Origin of the sequence: Paenibacillus sp. y28, from assembly GCF_037137075.1 — a bacterium.
Taxonomy (GTDB): domain Bacteria; phylum Bacillota; class Bacilli; order Paenibacillales; family NBRC-103111; genus JBBBNV01.
This window is the reverse complement of the sequence record NZ_JBBBNV010000015.1, coordinates 17115-42889: the sequence shown is the minus strand read 5'-3', so window position 1 is coordinate 42889 and position 25775 is coordinate 17115. Positions and strand designations below refer to the sequence as shown.

Here is a 25775-nt window from a genome sequence, read left to right as displayed (position 1 = left end):
TTGTTTATACAGCCGGAAAGCCTGCCATAAGCCGGGTTCTGTTCTCTCAGTGGTATAACGGGGTTGAGCCCTCCCACGAACGAAAGTGACAATCATCTATCTAGGCCGGCCATTGCTGGCAGGCTCAAGCGACCAACCCGAACGCGTCTCAGGCAAAGACTGCGCCGCGAAGGCGCTGCGTTCCATTAGGTCTTGCTCCAGGTGGGGTTTACCAGGGAATAAGTCACCAGATTCCCTCGTGGTCTCTTACACCACGGTTCCATCCTTGCCTGTGCGCGCCTTGCGGCGGGCCATCGGCGGTCCATTTCTGTGGCACTATCCTTCAACTCGCGCTGACTGGACGTTATCCAGCACCCTGCCTTGTGGAGCCCGGACTTTCCTCCCGCAGCTCTCGCTGCCGGCGATTGTCTGTCAAGCTTTCCCGAACTTCATTTGCTAGTATACATGGATACGATATGAATGACAACCCCAAAATGTGTACTCCGCTGCTACCATTTGGAATGTGGGCAGCGGCACCTTGGTTTATCGGCTTTTAAATCAGCTTGAACACCTCGGTATCGACTTGGGAAACGATGACCCGGGTTTCGCTTTTGATGCGGGCCAGCTTTTCGGTCATAACAGCGGCAACGCCCTGCTTCAATATTTTTTCCGCATGATGTCCGGGGTCAATCAGGCAAAGCCCTGCGGCGAGAGCATCGTGGGCCGTATGATAATCGATATCTCCGGTAATGTACACATCAGCACCGGCAAATATCGCCGAACGCATAAAGCTGCGGCCTGCCCCGCCCAGCACAGCTACCTTCCGTATGCTGCGCTGCGGATCGCCTACCATGCGGACGAACGGCACGTCGAATGCGCTTTTCACCTGTTCAGACAGCTCCGCCAGCGTTACAGGTTCAGACAGCTTACCGACCCGCCCAAGCCCAAAGGAACGGCCCTTGAGGTCCACAGGATACAAATCATATGCAACCTCTTCGTACGGATGCGCCTTAAGCATCGCCTGCACGACTTTGCGCTCCAATGTTTCCGGCACGATCGTCTCTATCCGAACCTCCTCCGCGCGCTCCAGCTTCCCCTGCTGCCCTGCGTAGGGCTGCGTCCCTTCCCGTGGGATGTAGGTGCCCGTTCCTTCGATATTAAAGCTGCAATGGCTGTAATTGCCGATCCAGCCGGCGCCCGCTTGGAATAGCGACTGCAGCACCGCCTCATGATGAGATTGCGGCACAAACACAACCAGCTTCTTCAGCTTCTCCGTGTGGACCTCGGATAAATGGGTCGTTCCGGTTAAGCCAAGCGCCTCAGCCATTAAATCATTTACGCCGCCGGAAGCCACATCCAGGTTCGTATGCGCGATATAGACAGCGATGTCATGCTTAATCAGCTTCTCAATCAGCCGCCCTGCAGGCGTATCGGTCTGTACGTGAGGGAGCGGCCGGAAAATAACCGCGTGGTGCGCGATAATCAAATCCACCTGCTCCCGGATCGCTTCCTCGACGACCTCCATGGTCACATCCAGCGTAATCAGGACATGTCGGATTTCCTTCTGCAGAGAGCCGACCTGCAGTCCGATTTTGTCATCCGGCTCGGCATAAGCCTTCGGTGCGAACTCTTCAAACAACTGAATTACGGTTTGGCCTTTGGCAAGCATGCCATAACCTCCTCCATCAGCTTTATTTCGGCACGGAATACCGCTTCCTTATCTCTGGCGGACGCTGTATCCGATTGAGCCAGCTGGCGGCAAATATGCTCCAGCTTCTCCACCTCGCTTCTCCATTTGACGAAAAACAAAGCCGGCGCTTCCTTAACGAGCAGCGGTCCGAAGCGATACAGCCAGTCTTTATGAAGGACTGTCCCCTCCGCCAGTGTCAGCCTGCTGTACAGCTCAGCTGCCCCAGACGGATCTGCTGCACGTTCGGCCGTAATAATCTCGTAGAGTTTGCCGTCTTCCTCCAAAATTTGCTCGTGCACAATGAGCCAGCCATGCTCGTCGAGCCAGCACCGGACCTGATCCTCCGCCACGTTGGGCTGAAGCACGAGCCGTTTGACGGGGCCGAGCCTCTCCCGGCCCTCATCCAATATCGTGGCGATTAGCCCGCCGCCCATTCCGGCAATGGTCACCACATCAATCTCGTCTTCCGGGTGGATAACCGATAGCCCGTTGCCGCGCCGCACTTGAATCCGCTTCTTCAAACCGGCAGCAGCGACCTGCTGCGAGGCTGCCTCGAAGGGACCCGGATTTAATTCCCCCGCCACACCGTATTCTACGGTACCCGACAGCGCCAAAAAGGTGGGCAGCAGGGCGTGGTCCGATCCAATATCGGCCAGCCTGCTGCCACAAGGGACTTGCAGTGCAATCTTATGTAATCGTTCTGACAATTTAATCATGAAGCAACCCACTCAATCCATGTTTTTCTAGTCGTGTACAGCAGGATGCCCGCAACCCCAATCTTGACTGCGAGCAGAACCGCCAGCACTGCGCTGGCTCCTTCGCTGCTATAAACCGCAGCGTACAGCTCAGGAGCAAATTCATACAGCCCCCCTGCCAAAAATAACACACTGGCTACGGGCTTCGTCCGGTGCTGGAGCAGCCAGCCGATCCATAGCATAATGGCGCCGATAGGCACCCAGGCCAGCTCGACCTGCAGCCAGCTAAATGAAACCATATGCTTATCCAGGAAATAGGCATAGGTCACCGCTAAGCCCGCCCAGCCGCAAAAATGAAACAGCCCCATCCGTCCGGCCAAGCCGACCGCCATCCACAGCAGGCTGCACGCCGAAATCATCAAAGGCAAGGACACCGCTTCACTCAAGCTGGCTTCTTCGACCAGCTTTATTCCGGCAAACAGCGCCAGCACGGAACCGATACCTGCCAGCACATTGGCCGTTATCGGCGAACGGCTTCGTTTTAGAAAGGAAAACAGGTAACAAACAAGCATAAATGCAACACATGTTCCGATTTGCATTGGAAATTGAAAAGTATTAAAATGAAGTACGAAATAGGTCGTCACCGCTGCCGACGCCAATACCAGCATCCATTTTTTCCAGCTACTTCCTACAATGGAGGACTTGGAAACGCCGAATACCTTCGGCTCCGGCTCTGTTTCTTGATCGCGGTATAGATTGAGCAAAAAATCGCAATATTGCTCCGGCAAAAATTTGCTTCGCCGCCAGTGCTCAATCTCTCTGACGATTAGCTTCCTTTTTTCGGAATCCATGCTTGGTCCCCTTTGCAAAAAAGACCTTTGCTGCAAGCAGAAAAGGTCTTTCGAATCATCGGATTTACTCTAAAAAGTCTTTCAGCCGTTTACTGCGGCTCGGATGTCTTAATTTGCGCAGCGCTTTGGCTTCGATTTGACGAATCCGCTCACGGGTAACGCCGAATACCTTACCGACCTCTTCCAAGGTACGCGTACGTCCATCGTCAAGTCCAAAACGCAGGCGAAGCACGTTCTCTTCCCGCTCGGTCAGCGTGTCGAGCACATCCTCCAGCTGTTCCTTGAGCAGCTCATATGCGGCTGCATCAGCCGGCGCCAGCGCCTCCTGATCCTCAATGAAATCCCCCAGGTGTGAGTCATCTTCTTCCCCGATTGGAGTCTCCAATGAAACCGGCTCCTGTGCGATTTTCATAATTTCCCGTACCTTGTCCGTGCTTAAATCCATTTCCTTCGCAATTTCTTCCGGCGTCGGTTCACGGCCCAGCTCTTGCAGCAGTTGACGGGAAACCCGAATCAGTTTGTTGATGGTCTCAACCATATGTACCGGTATACGTATCGTTCTGGCCTGGTCAGCAATGGCCCGGGTAATCGCTTGGCGAATCCACCAGGTTGCATACGTGCTGAATTTATAGCCCTTTGTATGGTCAAACTTCTCTACTGCTTTAATCAGACCCATGTTGCCTTCCTGAATTAAATCGAGAAAAAGCATGCCGCGGCCTACATAGCGCTTGGCAATACTTACAACGAGCCGGAGGTTCGCTTCAGCCAGTCGGCGTTTCGCTTCCTCATCCCCGTTCTCAATCCGCTTCGCCAGATCCACCTCATCGTCAGCTGACAGCAGCGGTACTCGTCCGATTTCTTTCAAGTACATCCGTACAGGGTCATTAATTTTAATTCCCGGCGGAAGTGCAAGATCATCGTCGAAGCTGAATTCTTCATGATCATCTTGGCCAATAACCATGTCGTCTTCCGTTTCGTTATTTACATCAATCCCCATTTCGCCGAGCTGCTCAAAAAACTCATCAATCTGCTCCGGATCCTGGTCAAAAGGAGAAAGACGCTCCATAATATCTTTGTAGGTTAGCGAGGAGCGCTTCTTTCCCAGCTCAATGAGCTGTTCTTTGACCTGCTCCAGCGTCAGTTCCGTATCCAGTTCAGTATGTTGATCTGCCATAGTCCAACTCCTCCTCCCTGGAACACTAAAACAAGTAGGGGCCATCCTTACATTGATTTTAGCTCGTTCTTCAGGGCTTCAATCTCAACCGCAATTTGCGCGGCACGAATAAAATCTTTCGATTTGTCCGCCCGCACCATGTCTTCCTTTAATCGCTCAATCTTCGCCGAAAGCGGCACTTTTTTGATTTCCCGGATATAATCGTCAATCACCTGCGGAGTCACCGTTTCGGTAATCATGGAGATAGAACTGGCAATTCCCTCCAATTGATCGTCTTGAATGGATGCGATATATCTGCTGGGTTCTGCCTCGTGCCCTTGGGCGTAATACGCATATAGATAAGCAGCAAGCGCTGCGTGAGCTTCGACATGAAATCCGTCCCCCAGCTTGCGCTGGACTGTCTCGGCCACATCCGGGTCATAAATCATGGCCGCCAGGAGCTTCCGCTCCGCATTATGGTAAGCGGGAAGCAGTGCAGGAGCCTGCTTTGTTCCGCGGCCGTCATGCATAACATTATTCCACGATAATTCGTTATTATCCCCGCCGGCTTTGAATTTTTGCTGCTGCTGGCGGTGCTGATGCATCTCCTGCTTGATCGTGTCCATCGGAAATTGAAACTCATCGGCAAGCTCTTTGGCATAAAATTCCCGTTCAGCCGGTGAATCAATTCCGGCAAGCAGCCTTGCGGAAGCCCGAATATATTGAAGCCGTCCATCATCATCATGCAAGCGGAAATTGCGGCGCATATACTGGAGCTTGAAGCGCACAACCGGAAGCGAAGCTTCAATAATATCACGTACGAAGGAGTCCGCGCCTTTGGCGGTAATGTACTCGTCGGGGTCCATGCGGTCCGGCAGCAGCGCTATTTTGACCCGGCAGCCGGTATCGGCCAGAATCGGCAGGCTTTTGTATGCCGCGTTCTGACCCGCATCGTCCCCGTCATAGCATACAATGACTTCATCGGCTTGCGTCCGCAAAATCGACGCGTGCTGCTCAGTGAGCGCCGTGCCCATTGTAGCCACTCCGTTGTGGATGCCGGCTGCCCACGCTTTAATCACATCGGCATAGCCTTCGAACAAAACAATTTGCCTGCTCTTGCGGATTTGAGGCCGGGCCAGATGGAAATTGTACAGCTGCTGCCGCTTATTGAACAGCGCCGTTTCAGGGCTATTCATGTACTTCGGCTGGACGTCCGCCGACATCGTTCTGCCCGCCAGGGCAATGACATTGCCCTTCCCGTCACAAATCGGAAACATAATCCGGTCGCGGAAGCGGTCATAATAGCCGCCCTGCTCGGATCGCTCCGATATGAGCCCGCCCTGCTCCATCAGCGGTAACCGATAATCCCGTTTCTCCAAAAATTGGGCTAACGTGTCCCATCGATTCGGCGCATAGCCGATTTGAAACGTCTCGATCATCGCATCCGTAAAGCCGCGGGACCGCAAATAATCCATTGCCGGACGAGCCTCGGCCGTATTCTTGAGCAAATGGGCGTACAGCTTGGCGGAGAAATCATAAGCCCTCAGCAGCTCGGCTTTGTCGTGGTCCTGCTCCGTTCTGGGCACAACCGCGCTTTCAAAGTCATACGCCACGCCGGCTTCCTCTGCAAGCTGGCGCACCGCCTCAGGAAACGTGTAGCCTTCAATATCCATAATGAATTGAATGGCCGTTCCGCCGGCATGGCAGCCGTAGCAATAGAAGATTTGCTTTTCCGGTGTAACTGTAAACGAGGGCGTCTTCTCAGAGTGAAAGGGGCACAGCCCCTTCATGTACTTGCCGTTTTTGGACAAGTGGACATATTTTCCCACTACATCGACAATGTCATGGTGCTTCAGGACCGCATCGATGACCTCCTGGGGAACCCTGCCATTACTCATCTGAATCACCTTCATCCATTGAACCAGATATTATAATTCGCTGTTTGCCCCCGTTCTCCTGCATCCCGACCAAAACTTTTGTCAATGTTTGTTGAAAATTGCGTCGATCCTCATCCGTAAAAGCCTTTGGTCCTTTCGTCCGCTGCCCGCTCCGCCGTTTTTTGGCTGACTCATGACGGGTCTGCAGCAAAAAATCAATCGTCCGTTCGCTGTAGATTTGCCCTCTTACAGATAGAGCCACCGCTTGTCGGGCAAGCCCGATCGTTGCCAGTCCAAAATCCTGGGTCACCAGCACATCCCCTCGCTGAAGCCGGTTGGCGATAAACAAATCGACGGATTGGTCCGAAGAATCGACCTGAACGATCCGAACCCCATCTTCCTCCTGCAGCCGGTGATCGTGCGAGGCGACCATCTCTACGGAAATCCCAAACTCCCGCGCAATCCGGACGATTTCAGGCTTGACCGGACATGCATCCGCATCAACCATTATTTTAGGAGAATCGCTTTGAATATATACCACCAATTTCCTACGGGATAACTACCGTAATATTATATACGATGAAGTTGTAAAAAATCCTGCTGTCCCCGCTGAAAATCGCCTGAAAAACGGAAAATCAGCGGCTTCGCATCCGTTCAAGAATAATGCTCGCCGTTTCCTCGACCGCCTTGGTCGATACGTCAATCACTACACAGCCCAGCCGCTTCATAATGCCTTCGGCATAGGCAATCTCTTTTTCAATCCGGTCGTGATTGGCGTAAAGCGCATCCGAAGCAAGGCCCAGCGCCTTCAGGCGCTCTTTGCGGATTTCATTCAGCTTGTCCGGCCGGATCGTCAACCCGATAATTTTTTTATTGTTAACGGTAAACAGCTGATCCGGCGGCTTCAGCTCCGGCACAAGCGGAACATTCGCCACCTTGTACGTTTTGTGCGCCAAATACATCGACAATGGAGTTTTTGATGTGCGGGAAACCCCCACAAGCACGATGTCCGCTTTCAGCACGCCGCTCGAATCCCGGCCATCGTCGTACTTGACGGCAAACTCGACCGCGTCGACTTTTTTAAAATAATCCTCATCGAGCAGATGAATTTTGCCGGGCTGCTGCAGGGCTTCCTTATGCAGCATCTTCTCCAAGCCGTTGATGACGGGTCCAAGCAGATCGATAGACACAATCCGCTGCTCCCGGCAGCGCTTCTTCACATAGTCGCGAAGCTCCGGGATAACGAGCGTGTAAACGATGACTGCATGTTCCTGCTTGGCGGTTTGAAGAGCCCGGTCGATTCCTTCCCGATCGCTCACAAACGGCGTGCGCCGAATTTCCACCGAAACCGGATGAAACTGGATCGCGGCAGCCTTGACCACCGCTTCCCCCGTTTCTCCAGCCGAGTCGGAAATGACGTACACAATCGGCTTTTTACCTGACATGCGGCATCACCACACCAATCTTTGGAAATCGGCAATCCGTTTCAAATCATCGGCAATGCTTTTTAACAAGCCTAACCGGCCGGCGCGCACTTCCACGTCCTCAGCCATTACCATAACCTTCTCAAAATAAGCGTTAATCGCAGGCTTCAGTCCGGCCAGAGCCTCAATTGCCTCCGCCGGCTTGCCATCAGCAAGCAGCTGTTCTACCTCCACGTGAGCCTGCTGCCAGCCGGCATACAGATCATGCTCCACCTGCTCCGCATAACGAGCCGGATCGGTATTCGCCGTTTCAGCTTTGGCCGCCAGATTGATGACGCGGTTGAACGCATCTGCAGTCAGCTTGAACTCCGCCTCGGAGACCTTGTTCATCACCGCATCGGCACGGCTGACCACAGCCCCGATGTGCTCAAAGCCGCTGGCAAGCACCGCATCGATAACGTCATAGCGGATTCCGCGCTCGTTCAGCAAATTTTTGACACGCAGAGCAAAAAACTCAACAAGATCATTACGTATTTCGTCAGCGGAACGTTTCAGGAGACCTGCCTTTTCTTGAACCTGAATGGCCATGCCGAACAGCTCGGACAAGGATACCGGCAGCTGATGCTCGAGCAAGGTCTGAACAATGCCTGCCGCTTGGCGGCGAAGCGCATAAGGGTCCTGTGAGCCGGTTGGAATAATGCCGATCGAGAAGCAGCCGGTAATCGTGTCCAGCTTATCGGCTATGCTGACAATGGCGCCGGCCAGTGAAGCAGGCGCGGCATCGCCGGAGAAACGCGGCTGGTAATGCTCGAAAATCCCTCTCGCCACTGCTTCCGGCTCCCCGAATTTACGTGCGTAGTCTTCGCCCATAACGCCCTGCAGCTCCGGAAATTCATAGACCATTTGAGTCACTAAATCAAATTTGCAGATTGCTGCGATACGGGCGGCTGTATTTTGTGTCGTCGCATCTGCCTGAAGGCGTTGAACGAGCAGCTCGGCCACTGCGCCGAAGCGGCGGACCTTGTCGCCAATCGTACCCAGCTTTTCATGAAACACGATCTTCTCCAGCTTCGCCAGCTGCGTATCGATGCTCACCTTCTGATCCTCTTTATAGAAGAAACGGGCATCGGATAACCGGGCGCGCAGCACCTTCTCATTGCCTTTTGCCACCACATCAAGCGAGGTATCATTACCGCTCCGCACCGTTACGAAATAGGGCAGAAGCTTACCCGCCGCATCCAGCACCGGGAAATACCGCTGATGCTCGCGCATGGATGTAATAAGAACCTCCTGCGGAATTTCCAAAAATTCGGGATTGAAGGTGCCGAACAGCACCGTCGGCGTCTCTACCAGGAACAATACCTCTTCCAGCAGATCCTCTTTCATCGGGATGACCCAGCCCTTGGAAGCGGCAAGCTGCTCGATTTGGGCGACAATCGCCTGACGGCGCTCCTCCACCTCGACAATGACATGCTCTTTGCGCAGCGCTTCAATATAAGCGGCCGGCTCGGATACCTCCGCCTCTCCGCCAAGGAAACGGTGACCGCGCGTCGTGCGGCCGGTCTCGACGCCTGCAATTTCGAACGGAATCAACTCACCGCCGAACAAGGCGATGAGCCAGCGGATCGGGCGGACATAACGAAGCTCATAGCTGCCCCAGCGCATATTTTTGGGGAAGGTGAGCGACGTAATGATTCCACTCAGCCCTTCAGCCAGTACGCCGGCCGTTTCCACCCCGATACTGCTTTTGTTTGCATAAATGTACTCGACGCCGCCAACTTCTTTGATGAAGAAATCGTCCGTCGATACGCCCTGCCCTCTGGCAAAGCCCTGCGCAGCCTTGGACCAGGCACCGCTTTCGTCGCGCGCGATTTTGAGGGACGGGCCTTTTATTTCTTCGCTCACGTCCGCCTGCTTCTCAGCAACACCATGCACCAGCACAGCAAGACGCCGCGGGGTTGCAAACGCCTGCACCGATTCATAGCCAATGCGGGAATCATCCAGCCATTTGCTTGTTTTCTCTTTCAGCTGATCCATTGCTCCGCGCACGAAACGCGCTGGAATTTCCTCCATGCCGATTTCCAGCAGCAAATCCTTAGCCATGGGAAACCACTCCTTTCTCCTTCAAAAGCGGGAAGCCCAGCCGTTCCCGTTCTTCCAGATATGTTGCCGCGCACAGGCGGGCCATGTTGCGCACGCGGGTAATGTAGCCGGTTCTTTCTGTTACGCTAATCGCGCCCCGCGCATCCAGCAGATTGAAGGTATGGGAGCATTTGAGAACATAGTCAAAGCCCGGGAAAACAAGCTTTTGCTCAAGCGTGCGAGTCGCTTCAGCCTCATACGTATTGAACAGCTGGAACAGCATGGGAACATCGGAAACCTCGAACGTATACTTGGAGTGCTCATACTCAGGCTGCAGGAACACATCCCCGTAAGTTACGCCTTCCACCCATTCCAAATCAAACACATTTTCTTTCTCTTGAATATACGAAGCGAGCCGCTCCAGACCGTAGGTGATTTCTACCGCAACCGGATTGGCATCAATGCCGCCAACTTGCTGAAAGTACGTAAACTGGGTAATTTCCATGCCGTCGAGCCACACTTCCCAGCCGAGACCCCACGCGCCGAGAGTCGGGGATTCCCAGTTATCCTCGACAAAGCGGATATCATGGTGCAGCGGATCGATACCAAGCTGCTTCAGGCTTTCCAGATACAGCTCCTGAATATTGTCAGGGGACGGCTTCATAATCACCTGGAATTGATGATGCTGGTACAGCCTGTTCGGGTTTTCCCCGTAACGTCCGTCAGCGGGACGCCGGGATGGCTCGACATAGGCGACGTTCCAAGGCTCCGGACCGATGCTGCGCAGGAACGTCATCGGGTTCATCGTACCGGCGCCTTTTTCGGTGTCATACGGCTGCACGATGATGCATTTTTGATCGGCCCAAAATTTTTGCAGCGTTAAAATCATCGTTTGAAAATTCATGTTTGCTTACACCCTCCTTATTAGTGCTTCAAAAATTGGTGTTTCAAAATGAAAGGCCTCGTTCCTGTTCCACAAACGGCCGGTTTATTGCTGGACAGCATACGGATTGGACACCCTGCCAGCAAGACGCAAAAACTCCCGTCCCTATGTCCCGGCGCAAGCGCCGGGACATAGGGACGGGAGGGACATTCCCGCGGTTCCACCCTATTTGAACGACCGGCCGCCACAAGGCACCCTGCGCCGTTCCACTTTTGAACTGTAGCACTCCGGAAACGCCCTTTCGCCAATTACATTCCACCGGGCTTGCACCGTCCCCGGCTCGCTATGAGAAATGCAGGTTGACTACTTTTTTCCGTCATCGTGCAGTATGTAATTAATCTTCAAAGAATAATAGCAAAATCAAGTTATAATGTCAACGGCCCGAAAAAAATCAAAAGGAAAATAGTATACTTACAGCTCGTATTTTTCCAGCTGATCAAGGAAGGCCCGCGATCGGAGCCGCAGGTCTAGATGATGATCCACATAGCTGCGCAGGAGCTGCTTCAGTCCGCTTCTTGTTTGCGCCTTCAGCTCGACTTGGCCGATTCGCTTCAGGTCGGCTGTGCTAAGTACTCTCAGCAGCTTCAGCAGGCTTGGAGACAATTGAACCGCTGAAGCATCGTGTCCTCGGCATCTTGTACACAAAGCCCCGCCAGCCGGCACGCTGAAGGCGTTCAGCAAAGCCGGGTCCATTTCCCCGCAGGAAATACAGGCATGCAGAACAGGGCTAACCCCGGACAGCTGCAGCAGCTTCAGCTCGTAAATATGCGCCAGCACCTGAGGGTCCTTGCCTTCTTCGAGCGCCATCAGCAAAGCCTTCAGCTGCTCATACAACGCCGGTGATGCGTCCTGATCCGTCAGCAGCCTGTCCGTCAGCTCCATCAAATACGATCCGTATGCCGCCAGGGTCAGATCTGCGCGCAGCGTATGATGCGGCTGAATGATTTCCCCGTACGTGAGCGAGGCAAGCCCCCCGCCCGACTTGAACAACACAAACTGTCCGCATGTAAAAAGCTGGCTGATTGCCGCGTGACGGCTTTTGAGCTTGCGCGCGCCCCGGGCCATGACCCCGACCTTGCCGTATTCCTTTGTGAAGACGGTTAAAATTTTGTTGCCTTCCCCATAGTCCATAGCCCGGATAACGATGCCTTCGGCTTGCATTTGCATGACGGCCGTCCCTCTTTCCCCTGAACAGCCGGTACGGGACCAACCGGCTAATCATGCCTACATCTCCATTTGTTCCATATCGTCATCATACTCGCCATCTTCACTTCCCGTATCGGCGGCCTGCCGGGTGTCCATTTCCTTCCACAACAGGTATGACTCGACATCTCCAGTCATTGTGAAATACTTCCACGAAAAATCTCGCATGCGTATTCATCCTTTCCCCAGGGAAATGACTAGCAGATATGAGTTAGGATGGACGCGCAGCGGCAGAAGTATGCGATGCATTTATTGGAACAGCTTCAATCCTACCGCTCTTCCCGGTATCCCAGATCACGGAGCATGCCGTCGCGGTTGCGCCAATCGGCCTTGACCTTGACCCACAGCTCAAGAAAAATCCGTGAGCCCAGCAGCGCTTCGATGTCGCGGCGGGCCTGCTGGCCGACCTGCTTCAGCAGCGCCCCCTGCTTCCCGATGACGATGCCTTTTTGCGAGTCGCGCTCGACATAAATGATAGCGCCGATATGCACCACGCCGTTATCTTCCCGCTTCATCGATTCAATCGCTACGGCAATCGAATGCGGAATTTCCTCGCGGGTGGCGTGCAATATTTTCTCCCGAATGAGCTCGGCAATAACGAACTGCTCCGGATGGTCCGTAATTTGATCGTCCGGATAGTACTGCGGCCCTTCCTCCAAATATTTAATGGTCTGGTCCAGCAACGTCGTGACGTTGTTCCCCTGCATCGCTGACACCGGCACAATCTCGGCAAAATCGTACAGCGATTTATATTTAACGATGACCGGAAGAAGGTCGTCCGGGTGCACCTTGTCGATTTTGTTCAAAACCAGCACGACCGGGGTATCCACCTTTTTCAGCTGCTCGATAATGTAGCGGTCTCCGCCGCCAAGCCCCTCGTCCACAGCGATAACAAACAGAATCGCATCGACCTCCGACAAGGTGCTGTGTGCCGTTTTCATCATATAGTCGCCAAGCTTGGAGGTCGGCTTATGAATGCCCGGCGTGTCGAGAAATACGATCTGCGCCTGCGGCGTTGTATATACGCCATGAATTTTGTTGCGTGTTGTTTGCGGCTTATCGGACATAATCGCAATTTTTTGGCCGATGACCTGATTCATCAGTGTTGATTTGCCCACATTCGGCCGGCCGATAATCGCTACGAAGCCGGATTTGAATCCGTTAGATTTGCTCATTCGTTCAGTTAATCCCCTTTAATAGAATTTCTATGGACAAGATTATGGAAGCCCGTTCCATTCCAGAAACGTCTACAGTGTAAAAGCTCCCGGCAAAAGCGCAGCAACTGTCGTTTGCGCCATGTCTCCTTTCAGGTTCACCATGATCACCGGCATATCCGGCGGGCACAGCTCGCTGAGCACCTGCCGGCAAACACCGCATGGCGTAATCGGCTGCGGCGTATCTCCAATCACAGCGATCCCGCGGAAAGAACGGGGCGAGCAGCCATCGGCAATCGCCCGGAACAGCGCGGTTCGCTCCGCACAATTGGTCGGCCCGTAGGCCGCATTCTCCACATTGCAGCCGGCATGAATCCGGCCCGCCGCATCCAGCAGCGCAGCGCCGACCCAAAACCGGGAATACGGCGCATAGGCCCGTTCCCGCACCTCGCGGGCGGAAGCAACAAGCCGCTGAACCTCTTCGGCTGTAATCCTGCTCCGGCTCTCTTGATGATCCTGCTTGCCCTCTGCTGCCTGCCGAAGCGGCAGAAATTGCTCTTCGCTCATCCCGTTCTCCCCCATCTACCCGCTGTGAAACATTGCAAAAACGAGCAGCACAATTCCGCCGCCCAGCACCGAACCGGCCAGCAGAGATGCTGCGCTGCGGCTTTTTTTCTCATATAAAACAAACAACACCAGAACGGCAAGACCGGCGCACAGCAGCACGATCAAGGTCTGGCTTCCCAGTATCGAGACAAGTGTAAACACCGCAGAGGCGACCGCAGACAGCAGGCTTGGGCGCATGCTGACCCGGTTGCGGCTGAAGCGGGTCTGGACTGCAATTACAATCAGCATCACCAATGCCAGCACAAGCCATACGCCCGCCGCAGTTAACGGCCCTTTTGCTCTCAGGTTCACAAGCAGCCTGTCCAGCGGAGAAAAAAAGACGATCATGCCTGTAACAACGGCAAAAACCGCAGAAACGAGAACGGACGCCGCCGCGACGTCCTTGGCTATTTTGGCGACAGGATGCTGATCGGGCATCGCCAAATCTACCGCCTTCTCCACCGCCGTATTGATAAGCTCTGTAACAATAACCAGCGTCACAGCAAGCAGCAGAAACAAAATATCGGTCTTGGTCAACTCCATCGCCAGCGCCAGAACAAGCACAAGAACGGCGACCAGGAAATGGAATTTCATATTCTGCTGCGTTGCCAGCGCATACTTGATGCCTTCATAGGCGTACCGGAAGCTGCGGCGGAATTTCCCGGCGTCCATTAGCGGGTCAAGCCTGCCTGTGCCAGGATATGCTCCTGACGGGCAAACATGTTCTTCTCTTCCTCTTCGCTGCCATGGTCATAGCCCAGCAAATGCAGGAAGCCATGCACGAACAAAAAGCCAAGCTCGCGTTCCAAGGAATGCCCGTACTCCTCGCTCTGCTCCTTGGCGCGGGCTACGGAAATGACGATATCCCCCAGCGGCTCTACGTCGACAAGGTCCTCTCCTTCGGCCTCCTCCAAATCCGCTTCATCGAAATAAATTTCCGGCTCTTCGTCCGTCTCCTCCTGCATCGCAAAGGACAGCACATCGGTAGCCTTATCAATTCCCCGGTAATCCCGGTTCAATTGGCGAATCGTTTCGTTATCCGTGAAGGTCACCGCTACATCTCCGAAGGTAACGCCTTCTTCCCGGCCTGCAATTTGAAGCAGCTGCTCCAATTTTTCAATGATGCCCTCCGGCAGTTCAATCTCGTCCTGCTCATTGGTCCAGTCCATGGTCAAGCTCATCGCAATCGCTCCTTTATTGGCTCCGGTAGAATCGGATCGCTGTATAGCGAAGCAGCCTCCCCCTGGGGAGAGGCGCTGTACTACTTGTCATTCGGCGCACCCTGCGGCTCTTTGTCCTTGGCAGGCATCTCGGCCGGATATTCGATTCGGGAATGGAAGATGCCCAGCAGCGCTTCATTCAGCGTCTTGGCAATCACATCCAGCTCCTTCATCGTCAGGTCGCAATCATTGAATTGCCCGTCATCCATCCGGTCTTTAATAATTTTGCGCACCATGCCGTCAATTTGCTCGATGGTCGGGCTGCGAAGTGAACGGACGGCAGCTTCGACACTGTCGGCAATGCCGACGATGGCCGCTTCCTTGGACTGTGCCTTCGGCCCGGGATAGCGGTACTCCTCTTCCGTAATCTTGTGCGCTCCGTCGTCGCCGGAACGCTTCAAGGCCTTGTGGTAAAAATATTTCAGCAGCGTTGTGCCGTGATGCTGCTCGGCAATATCGCAAATCGCTTTCGGCATTTTGTGCTCCTTGAGCATTTCAACCCCGTCGCGGGCATGAGCCACGATAATCGACTTGCTGAGGGCCGGGTCAATCCGGTCATGCGGGTTATCCATATTCGTCTGATTCTCGATAAAATAACCCGGCCGGCGTGTTTTGCCGATGTCGTGGTAGAACGAGCCGACGCGGCATAACAAGCCGTTGGCGCCGACCGCCTCGGCAGCAGCCTCCGACAAATTGCCGACCATAATGCTGTGATGGTAGGTTCCCGGTGTTTCCGTCAGCAGCTTGCGAAGCAGCGGGTGATTCGGATTCGACAGCTCGACGAGCTTCAGCGACGACAAAATCCCGAACGCCGATTCAATAAAAGGCAGCAAGCCGATGACGAGCACGGCGGTCAGCAGGCCGCTGGAAACCGCAAACCCCAAGGAGAACACTACCTCCTTCACCCGCACGGTCTCTGCGGAATACTGCAATGCCGAAAGCCCCGCTACGGTCAACGCCGCAAACAGCGAGACCATGATGCCCGCCTTCAGAATGGCCGCGCGCTGACTGGCCCGGTTAATCGAAAAGATAGCCGCCACGCACATCACCATGGAAACGAGACCGAACCGGTAATCGAACAGCCGCGCGCTGTCCAGATTGAAAATAACGCTGGCGATGATGCTGAACAAAATAGAGCACATCAGCGCCAAGGGGACATCCAGCAAAATCGCAATCAGCATCGCTCCCATGGCCACGGGGGCCAAATAACCGGCATTGGAATATTCCAGGTTTTGGCCGAGCGCAACAATATCCATGGCAATGACATTAAGCAAAATAATGAGTCCGAGCATGAGCAGCTGCGCGTTGTTCGTCTTCATCTGCAAATGGCTCTGGCGTATAAACATGTACAGCCCCAGCGCGAACATCAACGCCAGCAAAGCCAGTCCGATCTGCGGGAAATAGTTGACCTTCCCTTTAAGCAGACCCGCGTCCTCCAGCCGCTTGTACAAATCCTCGGAAATCACTTCGCCCTTTTCAACCAGAATGTCGTTTTTCTTGGTGAAAACAGGCGGCGTTTTTTCTTTGGTTTCGGCCCGGAGCTGATCGGTCTCCTCCTGATCGTAGAACCGGTTAGGCAGCAGCACGAACCGGATGATTTCCTGCACCAGCTCACGCTGCGTGCTTTTGGACAATTGCGAGCTGTTTACCAGTTCCGCCACTTTAATCCGGGAGGAGGTGGCGTCCATGATTTGCTCGCTCGTGAGCTTTTTGACAATATCAGTCGTCACCGGCTCCATGGCTGCCAAATCTTCGCCAGTAAGCTTCGGAAGCTTGTAATAGGTTTCCTCCGGAATGCGGTACTGCTGCTCGTTCACCCGCTTGCTGACCTCCGCCATAAAGCCGTCCGTGTAGCGGCCGTCGCTTTGCACATTCTTTAACGTCTCCGTTAAATAGTCCTGCAGCAGCTTCGGTATGTCGATGCGCACGATGGAAATTTTCTCATTCAGGGTCAGGTCCTTGTCGTTGTTTAACGTCTCCAGCCGATCGTATAGCCGTTCCACCAGCTTCTCCTGATGGAGCGGCACGATTTCATACACCGGCTGCACCTGAGCGGCGGCCTGCTCCCGCGCCTTCTGGGTCTCCTTCATGTTCTCCATCTGCTTGGGGGCATAAATGGTTGTCGAGGCGGGTGCGCCGAGCGTCACCTCATACGTTTGCGGCAGCCATTTGCCGGCCAAGCTCAAATACAGCAGCAGGGCAATGCCGAAAAAAAGCAGAAATCGCACCCCGCCACTGTATTTCCAGCCTCCGAGACGATATGAAAACTTTCCCTTGATGGTCATCTGCTGGTTCGTCATGATTGCGGTCGGTCTCCTCCCCCTTGCCCGATCATGTCAGCCATGGCGCTCCTTGTCCTCATTGTAGGCGACGATGATGCGCTGTACAAGCGCGTGGCGGACAACGTCCTGCTCGTTAAAGTACAGGATGCCGATCTCCGGAATGCCTTGCAGGATACGCTCCGCTTCCACAAGCCCGGAGGTTTTGCCGCGAGGCAGGTCAATTTGCGTTTTGTCGCCGGTAATGACCATTTTGGAGCCGAAGCCAAGCCGGGTTAAAAACATTTTCATTTGTTCGGGCGTCGTATTTTGCGCTTCATCAAGAATAATGAATGAATCATCGAGTGTGCGGCCCCTCATATATGCGAGCGGCGCGATTTCAATTAATCCGCGTTCCAGCATTTTGCCGACCTGATCCAGGCCAAGTACATCGTGCAGCGCATCATAAAGCGGGCGCAGGTACGGATCCACCTTTTCCTGCAAATCACCCGGCAAGAAGCCGAGACTCTCCCCTGCCTCCACCGCGGGACGCGTCAGGACGATCCGTTTCACGCGGTTTTCCTTCAAGGCCGACACAGCCAGCACAACCGCCAGATATGTCTTGCCCGTTCCGGCCGGCCCGATTCCGAATACGATATCCTTTTTGCGGATCGCCGTAATGTAGTGCTGCTGTCCGAGCGTCTTGGGCCGAATCGGCTTGCCGCGGAAGGTGGTGGCGATTTCGCCCCGGTACAGATCAAGCAATTCCGCCGCCTTGTGCTCCTTGGCCAGCTCAAAAGCATAAAGCACATCCCGCTCGGCCAGGGTCATTCCGGAACGCAGCAGCTGCAGAAGCACCTCAAATGCCTCCTGAAGCACGGCAACCTCCTCCGCATCCCCCTGAATGACGAGCTCGGCGTCACGGCTCCACAGCTTCGCCTCGGTATGCTTTTGTACCGCTTGCAAAAACTTGTCCTGCGGACCGAAAAGCGCGAGCCCCTCTGCGCCGTTTTTGAGCTGGATTTTGACAGAATGTTCAGCAGTCAGCAAAAGGCCTCATTCTCCTTGTACACTTGGTATAAGTGGGCGTTCTTCCCCTATCGGTTGTTCAATTTCAAAAAGAACTTCCATATAAACTTTACCACTGTCGGCCTTTTCATGCAAAATTTTTTCCTGCAAAATCCCAGACTGGGCACCAGATTCACGCAATACCTCCGCCCTGGCCTCATCAAGTCCAAGCGCCCTGGCTTCTTCCAGCGTACGGGTTGTTTGCGTATATTCCACTGCCATCACCGACTCGCGCAGCCAGCTGACCGGCAGTCTCCATTTGCGCCATTCCACAACAGTTTGATCCAGCTTGGTTTCAAAGGCCGGATACGGAATCCCCCCGAAGCCGTACAGCTGCAGCACCCGGTTGCCCAAAATCATATAGTCTCTGCGCTTCACATCGCCCGTATATACCTTCAGCCTGGTTTCCATAGGCACCTCAACCGAGGCCTGATGCCATACCTTCCCCAGTACGGTGCCTTCCGCCACCACGGTTTGACCGTCGCCCAGGGTGCCGGCAATCAGCAGATCGCCTTTTTTCACAACGGTTCCCGGCTTCACGGCGGGCCGGCCCTTGACCGCCAGGATACGCGTCACCTCCGCGCTGCCGGAAGCGACCAAATCCCGTGGATTCATCAGCGGACGGGCATCCGGCTGCGTAGCTTCCACCACCCGAATGGTAATGCTCGTCCCGTGAATCTCGATGCCGACCCAGGAAACACCCGGCAGTGCGCTGTGAAGCTGCCTTGCCAAAACATCGTTCTCCGGAAGCCGGTGCTTCCACTGCCACGGATACATCCCCTGTCCCTTGGCCGCCTGCAGCACTTCTGTTCTGGAAAGCCGCTGATTGCCCTCTACATCTACCGTCCAGACTAACGAGGACAGCACATAAATACCCGCCACGAAGAGCAGCATGCCGATGCCGAAAAAAAGTCGGCGTTCCAGACGGGCTAGAACGAACGGCAGCCCGAAACGCCCAACAACGCGCGTGCGGCAGCCTGTCCTGCGAAGAAACGGCTTGAGCCTGAAATAATCTCGCAGCCGAATGACAAGCTCGGCTTGTCCATTCCGTTTGCGCCGGACGTCCCAAACGTCCAGCCCGGCCCGCACAGCCTCGTTCACCAGCTGCTCGCAGCGTTCGCCGCGAACCTGAATCCGTACATATCCTAGCAGCTTGGCCAATACTAAAGAGCGCATCAACAGCTCCTCCTTCAGCAATATGGTCTTTGTCCAGCGTCATGGCAGCGGCAGCGCTGCTCTATAGCGGCTTTCCGTCAATGAACCGAAGCTGGTCAATCCGGCCCTCCACCAGCAGCTCGGCGGTTAATATCGAACGGATGACTAGCTGCTCGCCGGTAATTTCCAGCCGCCCCTCGGCAAGCTGAAGAATAAGCTCTGTTTCAGAGAAATGAAGCAAGCCGCTATGATTCTCCACCACAAGCTGACGATTGCCGATCAGCGTATAGCGGGGCATGTCATATAAGACATCTTGGGGAAGGTCCAGCCATTTCGATGTCCAGGTATTCAGCTTCCGTGTCAATCGGCGCATAGTCCCCTCCCGCAGTAAGACGACGCTACGGCGCTTCCCTAACGTTCGTCGTCATAGTGTTGACGCTAGCCCATCTATGCTCGAATCCTTATTCATTTAAAAATATGACGGAACCTCCGCAAATATGAGGAACTGCAGGATGTTAGGCCAGACTCGGCCCCGCTCCGCCCCGCAGCGCTATTCCAGCCATTGGCCGGTGCCTGTTTGCACGGCCTGCCGCATGTAATCGTGAGCCAGGCCGATATCGAATACCGCCATGCCCATCGGACAAAAAAGCAGCGTATCCTCTGCACGGATTTTGTCGAGCCCGCTCCCCGCGATTACCTCGGCCAGCCGCACCGTCTGCTCCCGGCCGAGCCCCCTGGTCAGATGGAGCATCTCGATGTCCGTGTTTTCCCGGCATACTTCCTCCCAGTCATCAACAACGATGACGTTGACATCTTCAAGCGCTTCGGCGCAGTAATCCCGCAGTGAAACGTGAAGCAGCAGGCTTCCCGGCTTCGGCTTGCGGGTAATATAGCGCTCCTTGGCCACTGTGCAGGTAAGCACAATATCCGCATCTGTATAGGCTTCTTCCCAGGAAGCGGCGGTCTCGATAATGACATGCTGCGCATCATGCCATTCATCGCTGAGCTGAACGCCCCTCGGATCATAAATCCGGATATGCGCGATCCGGTGTTGAAACAAAGCGAGGCACATCTCCAGATGCATCCGTCCTATCGGGCCGAAGCCGATAATTCCTATCGCCAGCCCGGAGGCGTCTTGACGGCAATCCAGCAAACGCTTCAGCAGCATGCCGGTCACCCCGGCCGTGCGTATCGCACTAATCAACGCCGTATTCAGCAGCGCCGCCGGTCTCCCGGTCTCCGCTTCACTCAGCACCGTCACACTGTGCGCCCGGGGAAGCCGCTTGGCCGAATTGCCGGGGAAGCTGGCAATCCATTTCAGCCCCGCGCTCCCGACCTTGCCTCCCACGTAAGCCGGCATCGCGATAATACGGTTAGCCGCATTCCCATAGCGAAGGTACGGCTTCACCGGCTGGGCGTAGTCCCCGTTCAGCAATGTGGAGACCACCTCCTCCAGGCATGCGACTACCCGCTCCCAATCCGTCCCCATGTCCCGGATGTGGTTATCATTCAAATAAAGCGGCATCTTCCCAGCTCCTTTCTCCCGCCATGGCCCGGAAGCGGCGGATCGTTACGGGAGAGATTATGGTTCGCGGAGGTGATGACCTCTCAGCCCCGCCTCGCCGAATTGCCCGATTACCCATTCATCCGAGAACACCGTATCCAAATAACGGTCGCCCCGGTCCGGCAAAATAGCAGCACATACCGCCCCTTCGGGAAGCTGCGGCTTGTATTTCTCCACAGCCATCAGCACACCCCCGGAAGAGCCTCCCGCCAAAATCGATTCCTGCTTCAGCAACCGCCGGCAGCCTTCTATGCAGTCCTGATCGCTGACATATACGACATCGTGTATGAGCCCTGTTTCATCCGGACACAGCGGGGGCCGGACAGCGGCGCCGAGGCCCGGAAGAAGGCGCTTTCCCGCGGAAGGGCCGAAGATGGCGCTTCCCATGGCGTCGACAGCCACAATTTTGACGTGCGCGCCTCTGGACTTCGCCAGCTCGGCGCAGCCGCGAATCGTCCCGCAGGTGCTGACCCCGCAAAACAAATAGTCCATTCGGGGCAGCGCACCTAGAATTTCCTCCATCGTGGTATGAAAATGAGCGCCGGCATTGTCCGGGCTCGCATACTGATTCGGCCAAAAGCTGTCCGGATTCCGCTGCAGCAGCTCCTTCACCCGCTTCAGGCGCGCTGGCAAATATTCGCCTGTCTCCGGGTCAGGCACTTCCACCAAATCGATTTGCGCGCCGAACAGACGCAGCAAACGCAGATTTTGCGCCGTTGTTTTCGGATCAACCACACAAATAAACGTTAAGTCCAGCACATTGCACAGTTGAGCCAGGCTAATCGCCAGATTGCCGGAGCTGGATTCAACAATCACCGTATCCGGATGGATTCGGCCGGACTCAATGGCCGTTCGAAGCATTCTCAGTGCCGGACGATCCTTGGAGCTTCCGCCGGGATTCAGCAATTCCAGCTTCCCGTACAGCTCAAAAGAAGCCGGAGCCAGCACGCGCGCCAGCTTCACCAGCGGTGTCCGGCCAACCGCCTGGAACAGTCCTTGCTCGGTCCATTTCACGGTTCATTTCCCCCGCCATGTAAAATTTTACATATCATTCGCTGTAGTACAGCCGCTTGTTTTTGACTTTCCCGGAAGCAAGCTGTTCCCCATCGGCTACGGCTGCCACTCGGATTTCATCCAGCATCCCGCTTGCTATCATTTGGCCGATTTCGGCAATTTGGTTTTGAATGCCTTCCCGGATATAGTCAAGCACTTCCTGCGACAATGCCTCCGCGCTGCTGTGGATAAACACCGAGAGCCGGTTATCGTTGACCAGCACCCGCACCGAAGCCTGGCGGACATAGCGGTATACCACCTCTTCAATGTCATATATACTGATTTTCTCGCCATGCTTGAGCTCGGGGCCCACCCGCTTAACGATAGCTTCAAAGGTTTGCACCATAACCCCGTCCAGCTCTTCTGTGCGCAAATCACGGACCACGTCATACGTAACATAGCGCAGGGCGGGAAAATATCTCCGCACAAACGATGTCAGCACAAGCAGCGTCTCTTTTTCGCCCAGCTCCACCTCCTCCAGCCCGGCTTCAAGCGGCGTGATTCCTTCAGCAATGAGTCCGTCCATAACCCTGTAACGGCCAATCTCATGATCGTAATAGGCCATCGTTCCCAGCTCGATGCAGCCATACGTATCGATAACGGAGGACGGCTCAATTCCGAGCACGCCGGCCACATTGCGCTGCCACTGCCGCGGCGCTGTTTCACCGACCAAAATCACCTTGCGGATGCCAAACGATCGGATGTCCTGCGCCTGCGCAAGTATACTGTCGAGCAGGGAAGGCATCGTGTACAGCAGATCCGGACGAAAATCACCGAGCAGGCGGATATGCTCCTCAACCGGAAGCTGGAACGGAATGCTGAGCGTTTCCAGGCCCATGGCCTGAAATATCGGCTCAGCCGTGCTAGCTGCATGCCCGGTTCCCATATCGGATGCCGCCCGTTTCACCGGCGATCCCGCCAGCAGCCTGGAGAACAGCGTGACCTTATGCCGCTGGTACACCTCTTCATCCTCATCCGAATACGCAATGGCTTTGCGAGACCTCCCGCTGGTCCCGGAGGTTCGGTATACCGTTAATCCGGGGTCCATTTCGCTGCTGTAATAATAGCGCTCCAGCACCTCGCTGGTTATTAGGGGAAGCTCCTCGAAGGATTGTACTCCCCCTTCCGGCAGCAGCCCGGAATACCATGGGTAGGTTTGTCTCATCTCCTGTATTTTCTGGAGAAACCACGGCAAGCTTAGCTGGCTCATTGCAAGGCCACCCCTCCCGGAAACGTTGCTCCAGTATATGCCGGATCAGCGCAAAGCGGGTGCCCAAACATTTAAGCCCCCTTGTCATATGCTGACTACAAGGCGGTGATGACAATGAAGAGACAGTACAGCTCAAGCAAATGGAAAAAAACAAAGGCGCTGCTGAAGAAAAAAAGCCCGGTTGCCCGGTACGTTCCACGGACCGAACGGTTCAGCCCCCGCAGGCTCAGCCGCATGCTGAGCCGCTACGGGATGGTATATATCAAGCCGGAGCACGGGTCTTACGGAATCGGCGTCATGCGGGCCATCAAAAAAAAGCATGCCCTAGCGCGCTACAGACTGAAAACCAACACAGCCGCATACCAGTTTGAAAGCAAGCGGAGGTTTAAACAGGCAGTAACCAGATCGGTGGGCAAAAAGCCCTATGTCATCCAGCGAGGCATCCATATGCTGAAGCATCGCGGGGGGCCGTTTGATTTGCGGATTATGGTGCTGCTCAATCAGAAGCGGAAATGGGTCGTGCCGGGCATTGTCGCCCGGTCCGCCAAGCGGGGGAAAATTGTAACCAACGGTCATCAAGGAGCGAAGAGCCGTATGCCTGAGAAGCTGCTGCGGCCTTATGTGGGACGTAAAAACATACACCGTTACATGAGAAGGCTCCGGCGGATCGGGGTAAACACCGCCCGGGAGTTCCGCAAAACATTTTCCCGCGTTTGGGAGCTTGGGCTGGATGTGGCAGTGGATCAAAGGCTCCGGCCCTGGATATTGGAGGTCAATATGCGGCCCGAGGCCATCCCGTTTGCAAAGCTCAAGGACAAACGGATGTACCGCCGGATAATGGCACTGCGCAAGCTGCATCGCTAACGCTTGGCAGTGGAGGACAAACCGGAAATAACCCGCCTGATCGGCTTCTATAAGCGTGTCAGGCGCCGCTTGGAGGGCAATGCCGCACGACTTCGCACCGTACAACTGACGTCCTCCTTTGAATAAAATAAAAAGCCCGGCAGGGTCGGTATCAACCGTTCCCGCCGGGCTTATGTGTCAACGTGGTGTGCGCCCTCGTCTGGCCTTGGGAGGGCCTAGCACCTCCGCCCAAATCATTCCCCGCACAATCTCATTTTCGGGGAGCTTGGCGCCCAGAGGCCTGTTTGACGCAGATAGCGGCTTACTCCGGCGTTCAAGCTCTCGCGGCTCTTCAGGCGCTGCATAAACTGCTGATACTGCCGGCACAGGACGCTCGCTCTCTGGCTCTGACAGCCGCTGCACTTCCTTCATCATGGGGCGCTCGCTCTCGAGCACCGGCGGCCGCTGCACCTCCGCAGGCGGGGAGACTTGCTCTTGCTGCTGACGAGTCTGCGGCTTTGAACCGGCAGCGGGACGCCCCTGCATCGGTGCGCCGCCCGGTCCGCCGAACGGAGGCATTCCGCCTTTGCCGCCGCCTGTGCCTGCCGTTTTCTTTTTTATGGAGGACACGATAGAAAACAGCACGCCGGCGATAACAATCACCATGCCAAGGTTATTAAAAATAAAATCTATCAGCTGCAGCATAGCTTACTCCCGGTCCTTATCGGTACCCGGATCGGTCAGCTTGCCGAAGGAGCTGCGCATTTGCGTATCGGATTCGATATTGCGCAGGTTCATATAGTCCATGACTCCCAGCTTGCCGCTGCGAAGAGCATCCGCCATTGCCAGCGGCACCTCGGATTCGGCTTCAACGACCTTGGCTTTCATTTCGACAACGCGCGCTTTCATTTCCTGCTCGTGCGCTACAGCCATTGCCCGGCGCTCTTCTGCCTTCGCCTGGGCAATGCGTTTATCGGCCTCCGCCTGCTCCGTCTGCAGATGCGCGCCGATATTTTTACCTACATCCACATCCGCAATATCGATGGACAAGATTTCGAAGGCTGTCCCGGCATCAAGGCCTTTGCCAAGCACTGTACGGGAGATGGAATCCGGGTTTTCCAGAACATCCTTATGGGAATCCGAGGAACCGACGTTCGTTACAATCCCCTCGCCGACACGGGCAATAATGGTTTCTTCCCCTGCGCCCCCGACAAGGCGGTCAATATTGGCGCGGACCGTTACCCGGGCTTTTACCTTCACTTCAATTCCGTTTTTCGCTACCGCCGCTACCCACGGCGTCTCGATCACTTTCGGATTAACACTCATCTGTACGGCATGAAGAACATCCCGGCCGGCCAAATCAATCGCTGCCGCACGTTCAAAAACAAGAGAAATGTTGGCACGCTGGGCCGCAATCAGCGCGTTAACGACCCGGTCTACGTTGCCGCCCGCCAGGTAATGGCTTTCAAGCTGATTAATATTCAAGCCGAGGCCCGCTTTGGTCGCCTTGATTTGCGGATTGACAATCCGGCTCGGGATGACCCGGCGCAATCTCATCGCCACCAACGTAAAAATACCGACGCGCACGCCCGAAGCGAGCGCCGAAATCCAGAGCATCACCGGCACAAAGCTAAAAAATACGGACAGCACTACGACAGCCAGCGCGATCACGACAAAAATCAAAATAATCGGTTCCATAAACACCCTCCTCAATTTGGTTCATGATGGTTTCTTTCAACTGCAGCAC

At 54.9% G+C, this 25775-nt stretch carries 25 protein-coding genes and 1 other RNA gene; 1 reads left to right on the top strand and 25 read right to left on the bottom strand.

Annotated elements, in window-relative coordinates; translation table 11 throughout:
* Window positions 1-12: 12 nt before the first annotated feature.
* From rnpB to WBG83_RS13305, 23 genes are all read right to left on the bottom strand, one after another.
* An RNA gene (gene rnpB / locus WBG83_RS13415) (RNase P RNA component class A) lies at window positions 13-420 on the bottom strand.
* A 112-nt stretch (window positions 421-532) separates the two neighbouring features.
* A complete protein-coding gene (locus WBG83_RS13410; protein WP_336745599.1) occupies window positions 533-1648 on the bottom strand; it encodes a Nif3-like dinuclear metal center hexameric protein in 1116 nt (371 codons plus the stop codon).
* Window positions 1624-2382: a tRNA (adenine(22)-N(1))-methyltransferase gene (locus WBG83_RS13405; RefSeq protein ID WP_442955837.1), complete on the bottom strand. Its 759-nt coding sequence runs from the start codon at window positions 2380-2382 to the stop codon at window positions 1624-1626. The genes WBG83_RS13410 and WBG83_RS13405 overlap by 25 nt, the downstream gene beginning before the upstream one ends.
* Window positions 2382-3215, bottom strand: coding sequence for a hypothetical protein (locus tag WBG83_RS13400; RefSeq protein ID WP_336745597.1), 834 nt, complete (start codon window positions 3213-3215; stop codon window positions 2382-2384). The genes WBG83_RS13405 and WBG83_RS13400 overlap by 1 nt, the downstream gene beginning before the upstream one ends.
* A gap of 64 nt (window positions 3216-3279) precedes the next feature.
* Window positions 3280-4389, bottom strand: coding sequence for an RNA polymerase sigma factor RpoD (gene rpoD, locus WBG83_RS13395; protein WP_336745596.1), 1110 nt, complete (start codon window positions 4387-4389; stop codon window positions 3280-3282).
* A gap of 47 nt (window positions 4390-4436) precedes the next feature.
* The gene (gene dnaG / locus WBG83_RS13390) at window positions 4437-6266 is read right to left on the bottom strand and encodes a DNA primase (protein WP_336745595.1); all 1830 of its coding nucleotides are present in this window, start codon (window positions 6264-6266) and stop codon (window positions 4437-4439) included.
* The gene (locus WBG83_RS13385; RefSeq protein ID WP_336745671.1) at window positions 6259-6753 is read right to left on the bottom strand and encodes a YaiI/YqxD family protein; all 495 of its coding nucleotides are present in this window, start codon (window positions 6751-6753) and stop codon (window positions 6259-6261) included. Before WBG83_RS13385 ends, dnaG begins: the two co-directional genes overlap by 8 nt.
* Before the next feature lie 127 nt (window positions 6754-6880).
* Complete coding sequence (locus WBG83_RS13380; protein WP_336745594.1) at window positions 6881-7690, bottom strand: pyruvate, water dikinase regulatory protein; 810 nt, start codon at window positions 7688-7690, stop codon at window positions 6881-6883.
* Window positions 7691-7696: 6 nt separating this feature from the next.
* Window positions 7697-9772 carry a glycine--tRNA ligase subunit beta gene (gene glyS / locus WBG83_RS13375; protein ID WP_336745593.1) on the bottom strand — a complete coding sequence of 692 codons (2076 nt, stop codon included), beginning with the start codon at window positions 9770-9772 and terminating at the stop codon, window positions 7697-7699.
* On the bottom strand, window positions 9765-10655 hold the full coding sequence (gene glyQ / locus WBG83_RS13370; protein ID WP_336745592.1) for a glycine--tRNA ligase subunit alpha: 891 nt from the start codon (window positions 10653-10655) through the stop codon (window positions 9765-9767). The genes glyS and glyQ overlap by 8 nt, the downstream gene beginning before the upstream one ends.
* A 450-nt stretch (window positions 10656-11105) precedes the next feature.
* Complete coding sequence (recO, locus tag WBG83_RS13365) at window positions 11106-11861, bottom strand: DNA repair protein RecO (RefSeq protein ID WP_336745591.1); 756 nt, start codon at window positions 11859-11861, stop codon at window positions 11106-11108.
* A 57-nt stretch (window positions 11862-11918) separates the two neighbouring features.
* The gene (locus tag WBG83_RS13360) at window positions 11919-12065 is read right to left on the bottom strand and encodes a YqzL family protein (protein ID WP_336745590.1); all 147 of its coding nucleotides are present in this window, start codon (window positions 12063-12065) and stop codon (window positions 11919-11921) included.
* A gap of 101 nt (window positions 12066-12166) precedes the next feature.
* Window positions 12167-13072, bottom strand: a complete 906-nt coding sequence (era, locus tag WBG83_RS13355) for a GTPase Era (protein ID WP_336745589.1) — start codon at window positions 13070-13072, stop codon at window positions 12167-12169.
* Window positions 13073-13144: 72 nt separating this feature from the next.
* On the bottom strand, window positions 13145-13618 hold the full coding sequence (cdd, locus tag WBG83_RS13350; RefSeq protein WP_336745588.1) for a cytidine deaminase: 474 nt from the start codon (window positions 13616-13618) through the stop codon (window positions 13145-13147).
* A 15-nt stretch (window positions 13619-13633) separates the two neighbouring features.
* Entirely contained in the window at window positions 13634-14329 is a 696-nt protein-coding gene (locus tag WBG83_RS13345; RefSeq protein WP_336745586.1) for a diacylglycerol kinase, read from the bottom strand.
* Window positions 14329-14838 carry an rRNA maturation RNase YbeY gene (ybeY, locus tag WBG83_RS13340; protein ID WP_336745585.1) on the bottom strand — a complete coding sequence of 170 codons (510 nt, stop codon included), beginning with the start codon at window positions 14836-14838 and terminating at the stop codon, window positions 14329-14331. The genes WBG83_RS13345 and ybeY overlap by 1 nt, the downstream gene beginning before the upstream one ends.
* A gap of 80 nt (window positions 14839-14918) precedes the next feature.
* Entirely contained in the window at window positions 14919-17177 is a 2259-nt protein-coding gene (locus WBG83_RS13335) for an HD family phosphohydrolase (RefSeq protein ID WP_336745584.1), read from the bottom strand.
* A 36-nt stretch (window positions 17178-17213) separates the two neighbouring features.
* Entirely contained in the window at window positions 17214-18185 is a 972-nt protein-coding gene (locus tag WBG83_RS13330; RefSeq protein ID WP_336745582.1) for a PhoH family protein, read from the bottom strand.
* Between the two features lie 6 nt (window positions 18186-18191).
* Entirely contained in the window at window positions 18192-19379 is a 1188-nt protein-coding gene (gene yqfD / locus WBG83_RS13325) for a sporulation protein YqfD (protein WP_336745581.1), read from the bottom strand.
* Between the two features lie 61 nt (window positions 19380-19440).
* The gene (gene yqfC / locus WBG83_RS13320) at window positions 19441-19731 is read right to left on the bottom strand and encodes a sporulation protein YqfC (protein ID WP_336745580.1); all 291 of its coding nucleotides are present in this window, start codon (window positions 19729-19731) and stop codon (window positions 19441-19443) included.
* A gap of 177 nt (window positions 19732-19908) precedes the next feature.
* Window positions 19909-20883, bottom strand: a complete 975-nt coding sequence (locus WBG83_RS13315; RefSeq protein ID WP_336745578.1) for a 2,3-diaminopropionate biosynthesis protein SbnB — start codon at window positions 20881-20883, stop codon at window positions 19909-19911.
* Window positions 20884-20940: 57 nt separating this feature from the next.
* Window positions 20941-21936 (bottom strand): 2,3-diaminopropionate biosynthesis protein SbnA, encoded by a 996-nt coding sequence (sbnA, locus tag WBG83_RS13310; RefSeq protein ID WP_336745576.1) that lies wholly within the window; start codon window positions 21934-21936, stop codon window positions 20941-20943.
* 34 nt (window positions 21937-21970) lie between these two features.
* Window positions 21971-23185 (bottom strand): hypothetical protein, encoded by a 1215-nt coding sequence (locus WBG83_RS13305; protein WP_336745574.1) that lies wholly within the window; start codon window positions 23183-23185, stop codon window positions 21971-21973.
* Window positions 23186-23299: 114 nt separating this feature from the next.
* Here WBG83_RS13305 and WBG83_RS13300 point away from each other — a divergent pair, with 114 nt between their 5' ends.
* Window positions 23300-24049 carry a YheC/YheD family protein gene (locus WBG83_RS13300; protein WP_336745573.1) on the top strand — a complete coding sequence of 250 codons (750 nt, stop codon included), beginning with the start codon at window positions 23300-23302 and terminating at the stop codon, window positions 24047-24049.
* A gap of 177 nt (window positions 24050-24226) precedes the next feature.
* Here the strand turns inward: WBG83_RS13300 and WBG83_RS13295 are convergent, their stop codons facing one another.
* On the bottom strand, window positions 24227-24733 hold the full coding sequence (locus WBG83_RS13295; RefSeq protein ID WP_336745572.1) for a hypothetical protein: 507 nt from the start codon (window positions 24731-24733) through the stop codon (window positions 24227-24229).
* Window positions 24734-24736: 3 nt separating this feature from the next.
* On the bottom strand, window positions 24737-25726 hold the full coding sequence (gene floA, locus WBG83_RS13290) for a flotillin-like protein FloA (protein WP_336745570.1): 990 nt from the start codon (window positions 25724-25726) through the stop codon (window positions 24737-24739).
* Between the last annotated feature and the right edge of the window lie 49 nt (window positions 25727-25775).

Bases quoted from the DNA above. Each gene is read 5' to 3' on its own strand.
- glyS (WP_336745593.1), bottom strand. From the start codon at position 9,772: ATGGCTAAGGATTTGCTGCTGGAAATCGGCATGGAGGAAATTCCAGCG.
- WBG83_RS13335 (WP_336745584.1), bottom strand. From the start codon at position 17,177: ATGACGAACCAGCAGATGACCATCAAGGGAAAGTTTTCATATCGTCTC.
- cdd (WP_336745588.1), bottom strand. From the start codon at position 13,618: ATGAGCGAAGAGCAATTTCTGCCGCTTCGGCAGGCAGCAGAGGGCAAG.
- WBG83_RS13315 (WP_336745578.1), bottom strand. From the start codon at position 20,883: ATGCCGCTTTATTTGAATGATAACCACATCCGGGACATGGGGACGGAT.
- WBG83_RS13400 (WP_336745597.1), bottom strand. From the start codon at position 3,215: ATGGATTCCGAAAAAAGGAAGCTAATCGTCAGAGAGATTGAGCACTGG.
- WBG83_RS13305 (WP_336745574.1), bottom strand. From the start codon at position 23,185: ATGAGCCAGCTAAGCTTGCCGTGGTTTCTCCAGAAAATACAGGAGATG.
- WBG83_RS13380 (WP_336745594.1), bottom strand. From the start codon at position 7,690: ATGTCAGGTAAAAAGCCGATTGTGTACGTCATTTCCGACTCGGCTGGA.
- WBG83_RS13360 (WP_336745590.1), bottom strand. From the start codon at position 12,065: ATGCGAGATTTTTCGTGGAAGTATTTCACAATGACTGGAGATGTCGAG.
- ybeY (WP_336745585.1), bottom strand. From the start codon at position 14,838: ATGAGCTTGACCATGGACTGGACCAATGAGCAGGACGAGATTGAACTG.
- WBG83_RS13295 (WP_336745572.1), bottom strand. From the start codon at position 24,733: ATGCTGCAGCTGATAGATTTTATTTTTAATAACCTTGGCATGGTGATT.
- WBG83_RS13385 (WP_336745671.1), bottom strand. From the start codon at position 6,753: ATGGTTGATGCGGATGCATGTCCGGTCAAGCCTGAAATCGTCCGGATT.
- dnaG (WP_336745595.1), bottom strand. From the start codon at position 6,266: ATGAGTAATGGCAGGGTTCCCCAGGAGGTCATCGATGCGGTCCTGAAG.
- era (WP_336745589.1), bottom strand. From the start codon at position 13,072: ATGAGCAAATCTAACGGATTCAAATCCGGCTTCGTAGCGATTATCGGC.
- WBG83_RS13410 (WP_336745599.1), bottom strand. From the start codon at position 1,648: ATGCTTGCCAAAGGCCAAACCGTAATTCAGTTGTTTGAAGAGTTCGCA.
- yqfC (WP_336745580.1), bottom strand. From the start codon at position 19,731: ATGCGCCGATTGACACGGAAGCTGAATACCTGGACATCGAAATGGCTG.
- WBG83_RS13345 (WP_336745586.1), bottom strand. From the start codon at position 14,329: ATGGACGCCGGGAAATTCCGCCGCAGCTTCCGGTACGCCTATGAAGGC.
- rpoD (WP_336745596.1), bottom strand. From the start codon at position 4,389: ATGGCAGATCAACATACTGAACTGGATACGGAACTGACGCTGGAGCAG.
- yqfD (WP_336745581.1), bottom strand. From the start codon at position 19,379: ATGCGCTCTTTAGTATTGGCCAAGCTGCTAGGATATGTACGGATTCAG.
- glyQ (WP_336745592.1), bottom strand. From the start codon at position 10,655: ATGAATTTTCAAACGATGATTTTAACGCTGCAAAAATTTTGGGCCGAT.
- recO (WP_336745591.1), bottom strand. From the start codon at position 11,861: ATGCAAATGCAAGCCGAAGGCATCGTTATCCGGGCTATGGACTATGGG.
- floA (WP_336745570.1), bottom strand. From the start codon at position 25,726: ATGGAACCGATTATTTTGATTTTTGTCGTGATCGCGCTGGCTGTCGTA.
- WBG83_RS13300 (WP_336745573.1), top strand. From the start codon at position 23,300: ATGAAGAGACAGTACAGCTCAAGCAAATGGAAAAAAACAAAGGCGCTG.